The sequence below is a fragment of the Rhodococcus kronopolitis genome, from assembly GCF_042654025.1.
Taxonomy (GTDB): domain Bacteria; phylum Actinomycetota; class Actinomycetes; order Mycobacteriales; family Mycobacteriaceae; genus Rhodococcus_G; species Rhodococcus_G kronopolitis.
This window is the reverse complement of the sequence record NZ_JBHSFO010000015.1, coordinates 204,500-217,168: the sequence shown is the minus strand read 5'-3', so window position 1 is coordinate 217,168 and position 12,669 is coordinate 204,500. Positions and strand designations below refer to the sequence as shown.

The window sequence follows — 12,669 nt, the reverse complement described above, 5'->3', positions numbered from 1 at the left end:
GCGGGAGCGTCAGTCACAGCCACTGAGCTTAGTGACCGGCGAGGACCTCGGACGCGAGCGCCGCGGATTCGTCACCGCGACCCTGCGCGGGAACCGTTTGCCCGCGAAAGACCGATCGGCCCACCACAGTGCGTTGTGGTGGGCCGATCGATGGGGTGTGGCGGTCGCGGAGCCTAGATCGGCAGCTTGCGGAAGATCGCCCGCGGGACGTGCCGCAGCGCCATCATCACGAAACGCCAGGGACCCGGGGTCCAGACGATTTCCTTGCCCTTGTCCGACGCGGCCACGGCGAGCGAGGCGACGATGTCCTTGTTGACCGTCAGCGGGGCTTCCTTGACGTGTTCGCTGAACTTGGTGCGCACCATGCCCGGCCGCACCACGGTGACCTTGGGGCCGAACTTGGCCAGGGCCTCGCCCAGGCCCAGGTAGAAGCCGTCCAGGCCGGCCTTGGTGGAGCCGTAGACGAAGTTGGCGCGCTTGACCCGCTCGCCGGCCACCGAGGACATCGCGATGATCCGGCCGAAACCCTGGGCCTTCATCTTCTCGCCGACGAGCACGCCGACGGAGACGGACGCGGTGTAGTTGACGTTCGCGACCAGCACGGCCTTGCGCTGGTTCTGCCACAGTTCCTCGGCGTCACCGTCGAGCGCGAACGCGACGATCGCGACGTCGACGTCGCCCTTGGACCAGGCCTCGTCGATCACCTTCGGGTGCGACTCGGTGTCGAGGGCGTCGAAGTCGACGACGTCGACGGCGGTGGCGCCCTTGGCCGTCAGCTGCGCGACGGCGCCGTCGCGGCCCGGGTCACCCGGCAGCGCGGCCAGGATCACCCGCATCGGGCCCTTCTTCAGGTACTCCTCGCAGATGGCCAGGCCGATCTCGGAGGTGCCGCCGAGCAGCAGGAGCGTCTGGGGGTTACCCACGGCGTTGATCACAGTTCCAACCTTCTGGACATATCGGAGGCGAAAACGCCTGTGGGGTCGTACTTCCGGCGGGTCGCGATCCACTCGTCGATCCGCGGGTACATGGCGTGGAAGGTCTCGGCGGTGGCGCGCGAGTCCTTGGCCGTGTACAGCCGGCCGCCGAACTCGAGCACCCGCTTGTCGAGTTCGGTGACCAACTCGTTGAGGCCCGCCTTGATCGGGAAGTCCATGGCGACGTTCCAGCCGGCCATCGGGAAGCTGAGCGGCGCATTGTTGCCGGGACCGAACAGCTTGAACACGTTGAGTGCCGAGTGGTGGCCCGACGCCTGGATGTGCCGAATGATGCTCTTGAACTCTTCGAGAGCCTCGGTGGGCACCAGGAACTGGTACTGCAGGAAGCCCTTCGAGCCGTAGGCGCGGTTCCACTCGCCCAGCAGGTCGAGCGGGTGGTAGAACTGCGTCAGGTTCTGGACCTTGCCCGTGTAGTCCCCGCCCATCCGGTAGTACAACTCGCCGATGGCGCTGGCCGACAGCTTGTTCATCAGGCCGTTCGGGAACACGTCCGGAACGGTCATCAGCTGTGGGGCGTCGAACTTCAACGGGTCCTTCTGCAGCTTCTTGGGAAGCTGGTCGAACTTGGCGAGCGAGCCTCGGGTGATGGTCGCGCGACCGAGCTTCGGCGGCCCGCTGACCACGTCGAACCAGGCGCTCGAGTACGTGTAGTTGTCCTCGGTGCCGTCCTGGTGCGCGGCGACCGTCTCGTCGAGGCTGTCGGTACGGATGCCGTCGTTGATGAAGTACGCCGTCTCGGTGGGCGTCATGCTGATGGTGGCCCGCAGGATGATGCCGGTCAGGCCGTTGCCGCCGACCGTCGCCCAGAACAGCGCGCCCTTGGGGTCGTTGCGACCGCCCTTCGGGGTCAGCTTGCGCACCTGGCCGTCGGCGGTGAGCAGGTCGAGCGAGACCACGTGGTTGCCGAAGCTGCCCTCGCTGTGGTGGTTCTTGCCGTGGATGTCGGAGCCGATCGCGCCGCCGATGGTGACCTGACGGGTGCCGGGCAGCACCGGAACCCACAGGCCGAACGGCAGGGCCGCCCGCATCAGCTGGTCGAGGCTCACGCCCGCGTCGACGTCGACCAGCGCGCTGTCCCGGTCGATCCGGTGAATGCGGTTGAGGGCATTCATGTCGATGACCAGGCCACCGGCGTTCTGGGCCGGGTCGCCGTAGGAGCGGCCGAGGCCGCGGGCGATGACGCCGCGCCGCAGGTGGCTGGGCTTGCCGTCGTTGCGCTCGGCGACCTGGGCGACCGCGGATGCGATCACCTCCACGTCGGGGGTGGAGAGCACCTCGGCCGTCGTCGGCGCGGTGCGTCCCCAACCGGTGAGGGTGCGGGTCTGGGTGGTCAGAGGCTGCGGCTGTGCTGCTTCGGCCGGCGTCTCTTCAGCTGTCGTAGACATCGTTGTAGAGGTTACCTGGAGGTAGCGTCCGCGGCCCGTGGCAATGCGCGGATGTGGCCCGGTCGACGCGTCGCCTACTCTCGACCGGTGTCCGGTACCCCCCACGCCCCCGAGCCGCACCTGCCGCTCCCCGTCGAGTTGCCGCTGGTGGACGAGCCCGGCGGCACCGACGTCGACCTCAAGACCCAGCTGGTGCGGTTCGTGCTCACCGGCGCGCTGTCCGCGGTCGTCGACTTCACCGTCACGATGCTGTTGCAGGGCGGGCTGGGCCTGCCGCGGGCGGTCGCCAAGTCCGTCGGCTTCGTCCTCGGCACGACGACGGCCTACCTGATCAACCGCCGCTGGACGTTCAACGCCCCGCCGAGCCGCGCGCGCTTCGTGGCGGTGGTGGCGCTGTACGCGGTCACGTTCGCGGTGCAGGTCGGCATCTACACCGCGCTCGGGGAGGTCTGGTCGGATACGCTGCTCTACAACGCCCTCGCCTTCGTCATCGCCCAGGGCGTCGCGACGGTGATCAACTTCGTCGTCCAGCGCGCGGTCATCTTCAAGATCCGCTAGCCGGTCGCCCGCCCGGCCGCCGCAAGATCACGGCGTTCCGTTGCCGAGCACCAGCGTGGCCGTCTGAACTGCCCCCGCGGCGTCCACCCAGCCGATGTCCACCCGGTCACCCGGATACCGGGCGGTCATCTCGAACGTCAGGTCCGACGCGGACCGGATCGGCGCGCCCGACCAGGAGATGACCACGTCGCCGTCGCGGATCCCGGCCCGCGCGGCGGGGGAGTCGGTGCCCACCGCGACCACCTTCGCGCCGTCCTGCAGCGTCGACGAGTCGGTCACGGCGAGGCCCAGGTACGGGGTCGGCCCCACGTGCACGGTGCCGCCGGTGCGGCCCTCGCGGACCTGCCCGGCCACCCCCATCGCGTCGGCGATGGGGATCGCGAACGAGGTGATCAGCGCCGGGTCGGCGCCGGGCAGGTCCGGGCGGGTGTCCGGATTGCCCGCGGTGCTGATGCCCACCACCGCGCCGTAGGCGTCGACCAGCGGGCCGCCCGAGTCGCCGGGCCGCACGTCCGCGTCCACCTCGATCATCCCGGTCAGCCGGTTCCGGGAACCGTCACCGGCGTTGCGCGCGGTCACCGACTGGTTGAGCCCGGTGACCTGGCCCGGCGCCGCCACCGGGAGACCGCCGCCGTCCGCGTTGCCGATCGCGGTCACCGGGTCGGCCAGTCGGACCAGCGTCGAATCGCCGATGGTCGCGACGGGCAGGCCGTCGGCCGACTCGAGCCGCAGCACCGCCACGTCCCGGAAGCGGTCGTAGCCGAGCACCTCCGCGTCATAGCGCAGGCCGTTGGACAGCGACGTCGCGTCGATGTCGGTGGCGCCGTCGATCACGTGGTGATTGGTGAGCACCAGCCCGTCCGCGGTCAGCACGATGCCGGTGCCTGCGGTCGCGCGCGGCCCGGTCGAGGAGGTGACGTTGACGATGGTCGGCACGACGCGCTCCGCCAGCTCCGCCGGGCTCAGCGGTACCGGCGCCGGTGCCGGGGCAGGGACCACCGGCGTCGCGACCACCTGCGGGCGCGGCGGCTCGTCGACCAGGCGGGTGCCGACCAGGGCGAGCGCGACCGCGGCCAGCACGGCGATCAGCAGCCGGGGCCCGCGCCGACGCGACGGCCGCGACTGGTGACGCTCGGTCCTGTCCATGCACACACCCGGCATCCCGCGGCTGGGCCGCTGATCGATTACTCGCGCAGTGGTGCAGGTGAACTTACGCCCGTTTCGGGCTCCCGGGCCGGGAGAACACGGCCGGCGGCGGTGGGCGCGCCGAAGTTCTACGAATTAGCCAGCCGGTCGCGGCCGCGACTGTACGGTCACAGCGGCGGCAGCATCGTTTCGCGAGGGCCCGCCAGGCCCGTTCGGTACGTGCGACGCGGTGGTCGGCGCAGGTTCACCCTTGTCGAGGCACGTTCCGAAGCTGTGGCCGTTCCGGCCAGGATGGAGCACTCCATGAACTTCAAGACTGTCCGCAGACCACGCCGGTTGGCCTCCCGCGTCGCGACGGTGACCACGCTCGCCGCCGCCTCCACGCTCGCGGCCTTCGCGGTGGGATCCGGCGGCATCGCCAACGCGGACCCGGTGAGCGAGCTGATCCAGGCGCACGCGGCGAACGTCGCGGCCACCGGTCCGTCGTGCGCCGAACTCGGGCTCTCCGATGTCGCGGTGGCCGTCCGGTCGCTCGCGCCGGAGGACATCGCCGGCCTGCTGCCGTGCCGCGACGTGGCGGGCAGCATGGGCTCGTCCGGATCCGAGGGCGGCGGCAGCAGTTTCGGGTCGAACAACCTCGGCCCCGACAACACCGGCTCCTACAACACCGGTTCCAACAACACCGGGTCGCAGAACGTGGGGTCGGCGAACACCGGCTCCGCCAACGTGGGGTCGGCGAACACCGGGTCCGGCAACGTGGGGTCGGCGAACACCGGCTCCGGCAACGTCGGGATCGCGAACACCGGCTCCACCAACGTCGGCTCGGCGAACACCGGCTCGAGCAACACCGGCTCGGGGAACACCGGCTCGCTGGTCACCGGGGTCGGGTCCGTCGGCGTCGGCTCGCTCGCCATCTGACCCGAAACCGATTCGCTGCGTCGCCGGTCGGGCTCAGCCCATCCGGCGGCGCAGCACCATGTACACCGCGCGCCGCATGAACGAGGTCGCGAGCGCGCGGGCGTCGCCGATCCGGACGTCCATCGCCGAGAGCAGGGTGGGATCGGACTCGCGCAGCGCCCGGTGGAACGCGGCGACCTGGCCGGCCTGCTGCTTGGCCAGCCGCACGCTCCACTGACCGGCGTTGACCCGGAACGACGCCAGCGGCTTCGCGATCGCGTAGACGTCGCCCTGCAGGGCGACGCCGGTGTAGGTGGCCTCGTCGATCACGTACGGGTTGGTGTCGTCCCACCAGCCGATGGACTCGAGAGCGGAACGTTTCATCAGCACGCACCCGGGCTCGCCGAAGATGTTGGCGCCTGCGGTCACCGTGCGGCGGGCGGCGTCGCGCCCGGACACCAGGCCCTTCAGTCCGGCGAGACCGCGGGCGGAGAGCACCGTCCGGCCGGTCGCGTCGACCAGCTTGCGCTGCGCGGCGACCAGCACCACGCTCGGGTGCGCGTCGAAGGCGGCCACCTGTTCGGCCAGGCAGGTCGGGTAGATGGTGTCGTCCCCGCAGACCAGCTTCAGCAGCTCGCCGGTGGCGGCCTTGCTGACCCGGTCCCAGTTTCGCTTGGCGCCGCCGCCCGCCTCGGTGGTCAGCAGCTGCACCCGGGGGTCGTCGGCGTACCGCTGCATCACCGCCATGGTCCCGTCGGTGGACGAGTGGTCCGCGATGATCAGCTCGAAGTCCTCGAACGTCTGGTTCAGGATGGAGTCGATCGTCTCGGCGAGGTAGTCGGCGTTGTTGTAGGCCGGGACGACGACGGAAACACGCGGGGTCATGAGGTACCTGTTCTCTTCTTCCTACTGAACGAGAAGTCGCGATAGCCGAAGAAGCTGGCCGTCGCGGTGATCGCGGTGATCACCAGCTGCGACGGGATGGGCGGGAAGTCCAGCACGGTCACGGCGACGGTCATCAGGGCGAGGTTGACGGCGAACGCGCCCGAGTTCACCACCACGAACCGCCAGAAGTCCCGCATGAAGTGTCCGCGCACCTCGAAGACCAGGTAGCGGTACATGGCGAAGGCGCACAGCACGTTGCACAGGTAGCCGGCGACGATGGCGAAGTGGTAGCCCAGCTGGTCGCCGAGGGCGAGCTGCCAGACGACGAACCAGGCGGTGCCGAGCACCGTGTTGACGCCACCGACCAGCAGGAACGCCAGCCCCTGGTTCTTGACCACGCGCATCAGCGGGCCGGGACTGCCGGTCATGCCTGCGACCGGCTGGGCCGTCGAGTTCTGCCGCGGCATCAGCCTTCGCCGAACGTGGGCAGCAGCCCGGTGGCGATCGCGGCGGCCAGGGACGGCGCCACGGTGTCCTTGTCGGACAGGGTGAGGGTCAGCGGGGAGCCGTCTCGCGCGACCGTCGGCCAGTCGATCGCCAGGTCGGGATCGAGCGGGTGCACGCCGTGCTCACGTTCCGGCGCGTAGCTGGTGGAGCACAGGTAGACGACGGTGGAGTCGTCCTCGAGCGACACGAAGGCGTGACCGAGACCCTCGGACAGGAAGATCGCGCGACGGTCGACGTCGTCGAGCAGGACCGAGTCCCACTGGCCGAAGGTCGGCGAGCCGACGCGCAGGTCGACCGCGACGTCGAGCACCGCGCCCTTGACGCACGTCACGTACTTGGCCTGGCCGGGCGGCACGTCCGCGAAGTGGACGCCGCGCAGGACGCCTGCCGCGGAGACCGAGCAGTTGGCCTGCTGCAGGTCGAGGCTGCGCCCGGTGACCTCGGAGAAGCCAGGTTCGCGGAACCACTCGAGGAACACCCCGCGGTCGTCGCCGAACTGCCTGGGGGTGAACTCCCAGGCGCCGGGCACCGTCAACTCCCGGTACTGGGACGCGGGCCCAGCCGCCGTCTTCGATTCCGTCATCATCACCAGTCCTTGCCGCGCTCGAGCAGGCCGAGCAGGTAGCGTCCGTAGCCGGACTTGAGCAGCTGCTCGGCGCGCACCCGCAGCTCGTCGTCGGTGATGAAACCGTGCCGCCACGCGACTTCCTCGGGTGCGCCGATCTTCAACCCCTGACGCTCCTCGATGGTGCGCACGTAGTTGGAGGCGTCGAGCAGCGAGTCGAAGGTACCGGTGTCGAGCCAGGCGGTCCCACGCGGCAGCACCTCCACCTGCAGGCGGCCGGCCTCGAGGTACGCGCGGTTGACGTCGGTGATCTCGTACTCGCCGCGGTCGGACGGCTTGAGGTCCCGGGCGATGGAGACGACGTCGTTGTCGTAGAAGTAGAGGCCGGGGACCGCGTAGTTGGAGCGCGGCGCGGCCGGCTTCTCCTCGAGCGAGACCGCGCGGCCCTCCCGGTCGAACTCGATCACGCCGTACGCGGAGGGGTCGGACACCCAGTACGCGAACACGGCGCCGCCGTCGATCTTCTCGAACCGGGTGAGCTTGCTGCCCAGGCCGGGCCCGTAGAAAATGTTGTCGCCGAGCACCAGGGCCGCCGAGTCGGACCCGATGTGGTCGGTGCCGAGGACGAACGCCTGGGCGAGGCCGTTCGGTTCGTGCTGTACCCGGTAGGTGAGGCTGACGCCGTACTGCGAGCCGTCCCCGAGCAGGCGTTGGAACTGCGGCGCGTCCTCGGCGGTCGTGATGATCAGGATGTCGCGGATACCGGCCAGCATCAGGGTGCTCAGCGGGTAGTAGATCATCGGCTTGTCGTAGACGGGCACCAGTTGTTTGCTCACGCCGAGGGTGATCGGGTGCAGCCGTGAACCCGTGCCGCCTGCCAGGATGATTCCGCGCATGCCCGAAGTGTTCCAGTGTTCGCGGGAGAAACAAATCTCCCCCGCACGGTATCGTGCGGGGCCGTACGAGTGGATCGTCCGGTTCGGCGTTGTGGAGGCATTGATGCGGGTTCTCGTCACCGGTGGGGCGGGCTTCATCGGCGCCAACTTCGTGCACCAGACGGTCGCGGAGCGGCCCGATGCCGAGGTCACCGTCCTCGACGCGCTGACCTACGCAGGCAACCGGTCGTCGCTGGACCCGGTCGCGGACCGGATCCGCTTCGTGCACGGCGACATCACCGACGCGGCCCTGGTCGACGAGCTGGTCGGCAATTCCGACCTGGTCGTCCACTTCGCCGCCGAGTCGCACAACGACAACTCGCTGAGCAACCCCTGGCCCTTCGTGCAGACCAACATCGTCGGCACGGTCACGCTGCTGGAGGCGGTCCGCAAGCACGACGTCCGCTACCACCACATCTCCACCGACGAGGTGTACGGCGACCTCGAGCTCGACGACCCGGAGCGGTTCACCGAGTCCACGGCGTACAACCCGTCCAGCCCGTACTCCTCGACCAAGGCGTCGAGCGACATGCTGGTGCGCGCCTGGACCCGCTCGTTCGGGGTCCGCGCGACGCTGTCGAACTGCTCGAACAACTACGGCCCGTACCAGCACGTGGAGAAGTTCATTCCGCGTCAGGTCACCAACGTCCTGGCCGGCCTGCGGCCCAGGCTGTACGGCGACGGGCTGAACGTGCGGGACTGGATCCACGTCGACGACCACAACAGCGCGGTGTGGGCGATCGTCGACGGCGGCCGGATCGGGCAGACGTACCTGATCGGCGCGGACGGCGAGGTCGACAACCGCACCGTGATGGAGACCATCCTCGAGGTGCTCGGGCAGCGCCCCGACGCCTTCGACTTCGTCACCGACCGGCCCGGCCACGACATGCGCTACGCCATCGACTCGACGATGCTGCGCGAGGAACTCGGCTGGGCGCCGCGCTACCGCGACTTCCGCAGCGGCCTCGAGGCGACGGTCGGCTGGTACCGCGAGAACGAGCAGTGGTGGCGACCGCAGAAGGACGCCACCGAGCGGGCCTACCTCGCGGCGGGCGAGAAGACCACCGGCTGACCGCTACCGGGCGGCCATGCCGCGGCGGATCGAGTCCAGCGTCGACGCGATGCCTGCCGGCAGCGGCCGATGCTCGCGCTCGTCCAGGTCCGTCCACACCACCGACCGCAGGCGCAGGTCGCGGGCCTGGGCGGCGGCGAGCGGCGAGCTGGCCAGCACCACGTTGGGACGCCTGCGGAACACCGTGTGGCAGGCGCCGAGGATCGCGCCGATGCTGACGCTGCGGCCGGAGGCGTAGATCTTGGTCACCACGCCCGACTGCTCGCGCTCGGCCCGCGCGAAGCTGTCGACGACCATCCCCGCGGCGTCGGTGACGTAGACGTAGTCGCGCAGGGTGTCCATCGGCACGTAGATCGAGATCGGCGTCGACATCAGGTAGCCGCGGCACAGGTGGGAGATCAGCCCCTGCGGCTTGCGCAGGTTCTGCCCCGGCCCGTAGAGGTTCGCGACGCGGCCGACCACCACCCGGGTGCCGGTCCGGGCGCCGAACTCCCGCACGATCGCCTCCGCGTCGAGCTTCGCCCAGCCGTAGTCGCCGAGCGGCGCGGTGTCGCTGGCCTCGGTGTGCGGCGCCCCGGCCGCCCCGGCGTACACCCCGCCCGCGGACGACGCGTGGAAGACGGTGCCGCCGCCCGCGCCCGTCTCGGCCAGTTCGTCGAGCACGGCCTTCATCAGCGCGTTCTCCCCGGCGAACTCGGCGCTGCTGGTGCCGTTGACGCCGGCGCCTGCACACCAGGCCAGCCGCCACGGGCCGCCGTCGGCGTCCCGGGTCAGCCGTCGTGCGTCGGCGAGCAGGACCTCCCGGGCCTCGTCCGGCCGACTCCACGGCACCGAGCTGGTGCGCGGCTCGTCGCCGCGTCGCCGCAGATCCCGGGTGACTGCGCGGCCGAGGAGTCCGCCGCTGCCGACGACCCAGGTGGGGGTCATGGCTACTCGGTCGCCGGTGTGCGGTCGCGTCGGCCGAGGGGGCCGGCCGCGGGGTCACTGACGATCAGGTACGGCGGCTTGCCCATCGCGGTCTTCACCGCGACGCCGACGTACTCGGCGATCACCCCGAGCGAGAACAGCACCGCGCCGAACCCGAACAGCATCACGATCATGGTCGACGCCCAGCCCCGGACCTCGGCGCCTGCGTCGAAGAACAGGTACGACACCAGCACGTACAGCACGATGGCCAGGCCGCAGACGGCGAACAGGAAGCCGATCAGGCTCACCATCCGCAGGCCCTTGGTGCCGCTGGAGAGGACCATCCGCCAGAAGTGCGAGAGCAGGCTGCGCAGGTGGTAGCCGGACGCGCGGCCCCGCTCGTCGCGGAGCCGGACCGGGCTGGTGGTCACCTCGCCTGCGATCCAGCCGAGGGCCACGTCGAGGTAGGCCTCCGAGCCCGCGTACGCGGCCACCGAGCGGCCGACCTCGCCGAGCACCAGGCGGAAGCTCTGGTACTTCACCGAGTTCTCGGAGGACAGGATCTTGGTGGTGAGCCACTTGGACGACTTCGACGCGGCGTTGCGCAGGGCGCCGTGCGGCGCGGGGTTGACCGGCTGGGCGTAGACCAGGGTCGCCTGCTGGTCGAGGGCGGTGTCGAGCAGGCCGCCGATGTCCGCCGGGTCGTGCTGACCGTCCTCGTCCATGGTCACGACCCACTCGCCGCCGCTCGACGCCATGCCCGCGAGGGTGGCCGGGTGCTGTCCGAAGTTGCGGCTGAGCCAGATGGGACGGATGAACTCGTGCTGTTTCGCCAGCGCCCGGATCACCGCGGCGGAGTCGTCGGGGCCGTGGTCGAAGACGAGCAGGACTTCCTCGACCACCATCGGACGCCCGCCGGGCGTGGTCGTGGTGGTGGTCAGCGGCCGGATCTCCTCGATCAGCGCGTCGAGGGTGCGTTCGCCCTGGTACACCGGCACCACGACGGAGATTCGGTGCGGCTGCACCGACGGTCGGGTGTTTTCGGTGGTCACAGCGGGGGAGTTTACTCGGCGGCGGGCCTCCACCCCGCCAGGCCGCTCGGCGACGTCACCGGGTGGTGACCGATTCGTCCGCCTCGGGCGGCGGCGGGCAGCCGTCGCCGTAGACCCACAACCGGGCCGTGCCCGCGATCAGGAACGGCCGGTAGGTCCACACCGACTCGGCCGCCCGGTCCGGCTGCTGGCCGACGGTCACCAGGTGGCAGGACCGGTTGCCGGGGAACTTCCACGATCCCGGCGGCGACATGCCCACGGCCGAGTGATAGCCGTTCCACTCCAGCCCGGCGTTGACGTCGGTGGCGGGCACGCCGGTGGCCACGATGGCCTCGGCCGCGTCCCAGCGGGCGGCGTCGTAGGCGAAACCGGCCGCGGTGACCGCCGTCGAGAAGGCCGCCAACCCGGCGAGCGCGGCCCCGGCGGGCACCTTCCCGGCGATCCGGGCGGCGGTCGGGCGCGGCGACCCGGTCGCGGGGCGTTCCGGCCGCTCGGCCAGCACCATCGCGAGCAGCGGCGGCAGCACCAGCAGCCAGTAGCGGTCGAACAGGTTCTGGCCCGACAGCGCGCTGGCGAGGTTCCCCAGCACCATCAGCGCCACGAAGGTCCCCAACACCGGGTCGACCCGGCGGAACTGCCGCACCAGGACGCCGGCGAGCAGCACCCCGGAGACGCACGCGAGCGCCACCACGAGGGTCCACACGGGGCTCGGGAAGATCGCGGGCGGACGGCCGTTGCCCGCGGCCCAGTACGGTCCGGCCGGGTCGAGGTAGTTGCCGACGAAGAAGCCCTGCCTGCCGAAGTGCAGCACGGCGCCCGCCGCGACCGCCGCGGCCGCCGCCGCGGCCAGGAGCGCGCCCCGTCCCCACCGCCAGGGCCGGGCGACCAGCAGCACCGCCGGCGCCGCGGCCAGCGCGAGCACGAAGTAGCCCTGGACCAGGACGGTCGCGCCGACCTTCGTCAGGCTCTCCGGCACCGCCACCACCGGCGGGTCGCCGGCGCCGTAGGACTGGCGCCACAGCTCGAACCCGACGATCGCCGCGCCGAGGGCCGCGCCCGCGCAGACCGTCACGGCCCAGGCCCGACGACTTCGCGAGCGCCACGCGGCCGCCGCGGCGACGAGCAGCACCGCCGCGGGTGCGGCGAGCGCCTGCTCGCGGATGGTGAAACCCCAGAGCCCGGCACCGATCGAGAGCGCCAGCAGCACCGCCGACCGGTTCCGCAGCGCCCGCCGTCCGACCGCGAGGCAGACCATGATCGCCGCCATCGCGGGCACGTCGAGCATGAAACTCGTGGTCAGCAGCCCGAATCCGGGCCAGACCGCGACTGTGAGCACGGCGAACGCGGCCCGGGTCCGCCCCGCCGCGGTGACGACCAGGTCGTACACCGCCGCGAGCGCGACCACACCCAGCGCGGCGACGAAGAGATGCTGGACGACCAACGAACGGGCGAGCGGCCCCAGCACCACGAACTGCCCGAACAGCGCCGACCGGTTCCAGCCGAGCAGTTCGATGCGGCCGTCGGACCCGAAGGTCTGCGCGATCCGGCTGTAGGACCACGCGTCGTTGTGCGGAATGGACAGGCCGCCGGTGACCACCGCCAGCGTCAGCGGCACGAGCACGCCCAGCAGACCCGCCGCGGCGAGCAGCACCCAGACGGTCCGACCCGTGGGTGCCGACGCACCCGGCGCCACGAGGGGTGGCTCGCTGACCGGTGCCGTCCCGAGGTCAGGGGCGGGCGTTCGACTCATGGAAGACCTTTCCGGC

At 70.8% G+C, this 12,669-nt stretch carries 13 protein-coding genes; 3 read left to right on the top strand and 10 right to left on the bottom strand.

Annotated elements, in window-relative coordinates:
* Positions 1 to 173 precede the first annotated feature (173 nt).
* Together ACFO6S_RS20530 and ACFO6S_RS20525 are read right to left on the bottom strand one after the other, a co-directional pair.
* Positions 174 to 935 (bottom strand): decaprenylphospho-beta-D-erythro-pentofuranosid-2-ulose 2-reductase, encoded by a 762-nt coding sequence (locus ACFO6S_RS20530; protein WP_378419822.1) that lies wholly within the window; start codon positions 933 to 935, stop codon positions 174 to 176.
* The gene (locus ACFO6S_RS20525) at positions 932 to 2,380 is read right to left on the bottom strand and encodes an FAD-binding protein (protein ID WP_378419821.1); all 1,449 of its coding nucleotides are present in this window, start codon (positions 2,378 to 2,380) and stop codon (positions 932 to 934) included. Before ACFO6S_RS20525 ends, ACFO6S_RS20530 begins: the two co-directional genes overlap by 4 nt.
* A 51-nt stretch (positions 2,381 to 2,431) precedes the next feature.
* Between ACFO6S_RS20525 and ACFO6S_RS20520 the strand changes: the two genes are divergently transcribed.
* The gene (locus tag ACFO6S_RS20520) at positions 2,432 to 2,938 is read left to right on the top strand and encodes a GtrA family protein (protein WP_378419820.1); all 507 of its coding nucleotides are present in this window, start codon (positions 2,432 to 2,434) and stop codon (positions 2,936 to 2,938) included.
* 27 nt (positions 2,939 to 2,965) lie between these two features.
* Here the strand turns inward: ACFO6S_RS20520 and ACFO6S_RS20515 are convergent, their stop codons facing one another.
* Positions 2,966 to 4,084: a S1C family serine protease gene (locus ACFO6S_RS20515; protein ID WP_378419819.1), complete on the bottom strand. Its 1,119-nt coding sequence runs from the start codon at positions 4,082 to 4,084 to the stop codon at positions 2,966 to 2,968.
* Between the two features lie 303 nt (positions 4,085 to 4,387).
* Here ACFO6S_RS20515 and ACFO6S_RS20510 point away from each other — a divergent pair, with 303 nt between their 5' ends.
* Positions 4,388 to 5,002: a pentapeptide repeat-containing protein gene (locus tag ACFO6S_RS20510; protein ID WP_378419818.1), complete on the top strand. Its 615-nt coding sequence runs from the start codon at positions 4,388 to 4,390 to the stop codon at positions 5,000 to 5,002.
* 33 nt (positions 5,003 to 5,035) lie between these two features.
* Here ACFO6S_RS20510 and ACFO6S_RS20505 read toward each other — a convergent pair whose 3' ends face one another.
* The 4 genes from ACFO6S_RS20505 to rfbA are packed head-to-tail and all read right to left on the bottom strand — an operon-like array spanning position 5,036 to position 7,834.
* The gene (locus tag ACFO6S_RS20505) at positions 5,036 to 5,866 is read right to left on the bottom strand and encodes a glycosyltransferase family 2 protein (RefSeq protein WP_378419817.1); all 831 of its coding nucleotides are present in this window, start codon (positions 5,864 to 5,866) and stop codon (positions 5,036 to 5,038) included.
* Positions 5,863 to 6,333 carry a GtrA family protein gene (locus tag ACFO6S_RS20500; RefSeq protein WP_378419816.1) on the bottom strand — a complete coding sequence of 157 codons (471 nt, stop codon included), beginning with the start codon at positions 6,331 to 6,333 and terminating at the stop codon, positions 5,863 to 5,865. Before ACFO6S_RS20500 ends, ACFO6S_RS20505 begins: the two co-directional genes overlap by 4 nt.
* Positions 6,333 to 6,956 (bottom strand): dTDP-4-dehydrorhamnose 3,5-epimerase family protein, encoded by a 624-nt coding sequence (locus tag ACFO6S_RS20495; protein ID WP_378419815.1) that lies wholly within the window; start codon positions 6,954 to 6,956, stop codon positions 6,333 to 6,335. The genes ACFO6S_RS20500 and ACFO6S_RS20495 overlap by 1 nt, the downstream gene beginning before the upstream one ends.
* Before the next feature lie 2 nt (positions 6,957 to 6,958).
* Complete coding sequence (gene rfbA, locus ACFO6S_RS20490) at positions 6,959 to 7,834, bottom strand: glucose-1-phosphate thymidylyltransferase RfbA (RefSeq protein ID WP_378419814.1); 876 nt, start codon at positions 7,832 to 7,834, stop codon at positions 6,959 to 6,961.
* 103 nt (positions 7,835 to 7,937) lie between these two features.
* On the opposite strand from rfbA, the gene rfbB reads away from it, so the two are divergent.
* A complete protein-coding gene (gene rfbB / locus ACFO6S_RS20485; protein WP_378419813.1) occupies positions 7,938 to 8,945 on the top strand; it encodes a dTDP-glucose 4,6-dehydratase in 1,008 nt (335 codons plus the stop codon).
* 3 nt (positions 8,946 to 8,948) lie between these two features.
* Here the strand turns inward: rfbB and ACFO6S_RS20480 are convergent, their stop codons facing one another.
* From ACFO6S_RS20480 to ACFO6S_RS20470, 3 genes are read right to left on the bottom strand one after another with little or no spacing between them, the layout of a single operon-like run.
* Positions 8,949 to 9,872 (bottom strand): NAD-dependent epimerase/dehydratase family protein, encoded by a 924-nt coding sequence (locus ACFO6S_RS20480; protein ID WP_378419812.1) that lies wholly within the window; start codon positions 9,870 to 9,872, stop codon positions 8,949 to 8,951.
* A 2-nt stretch (positions 9,873 to 9,874) separates the two neighbouring features.
* Complete coding sequence (locus ACFO6S_RS20475) at positions 9,875 to 10,903, bottom strand: glycosyltransferase (protein WP_378419811.1); 1,029 nt, start codon at positions 10,901 to 10,903, stop codon at positions 9,875 to 9,877.
* A 55-nt stretch (positions 10,904 to 10,958) separates the two neighbouring features.
* Complete coding sequence (locus ACFO6S_RS20470) at positions 10,959 to 12,653, bottom strand: hypothetical protein (RefSeq protein WP_378419810.1); 1,695 nt, start codon at positions 12,651 to 12,653, stop codon at positions 10,959 to 10,961.
* Positions 12,654 to 12,669: the final 16 nt, after the last annotated feature.

Coding starts and splice junctions, on each gene's coding strand:
- ACFO6S_RS20510 (WP_378419818.1), top strand. CDS start 4,388: ATGAACTTCAAGACTGTCCGCAGACCACGCCGGTTGGCCTCCCGCGTC.
- ACFO6S_RS20495 (WP_378419815.1), bottom strand. CDS start 6,956: ATGACGGAATCGAAGACGGCGGCTGGGCCCGCGTCCCAGTACCGGGAG.
- ACFO6S_RS20515 (WP_378419819.1), bottom strand. CDS start 4,084: ATGGACAGGACCGAGCGTCACCAGTCGCGGCCGTCGCGTCGGCGCGGG.
- ACFO6S_RS20520 (WP_378419820.1), top strand. CDS start 2,432: ATGTGGCCCGGTCGACGCGTCGCCTACTCTCGACCGGTGTCCGGTACC.
- rfbA (WP_378419814.1), bottom strand. CDS start 7,834: ATGCGCGGAATCATCCTGGCAGGCGGCACGGGTTCACGGCTGCACCCG.
- ACFO6S_RS20480 (WP_378419812.1), bottom strand. CDS start 9,872: ATGACCCCCACCTGGGTCGTCGGCAGCGGCGGACTCCTCGGCCGCGCA.
- ACFO6S_RS20500 (WP_378419816.1), bottom strand. CDS start 6,333: ATGCCGCGGCAGAACTCGACGGCCCAGCCGGTCGCAGGCATGACCGGC.
- ACFO6S_RS20470 (WP_378419810.1), bottom strand. CDS start 12,653: ATGAGTCGAACGCCCGCCCCTGACCTCGGGACGGCACCGGTCAGCGAG.
- ACFO6S_RS20505 (WP_378419817.1), bottom strand. CDS start 5,866: ATGACCCCGCGTGTTTCCGTCGTCGTCCCGGCCTACAACAACGCCGAC.
- ACFO6S_RS20525 (WP_378419821.1), bottom strand. CDS start 2,380: ATGTCTACGACAGCTGAAGAGACGCCGGCCGAAGCAGCACAGCCGCAG.
- rfbB (WP_378419813.1), top strand. CDS start 7,938: ATGCGGGTTCTCGTCACCGGTGGGGCGGGCTTCATCGGCGCCAACTTC.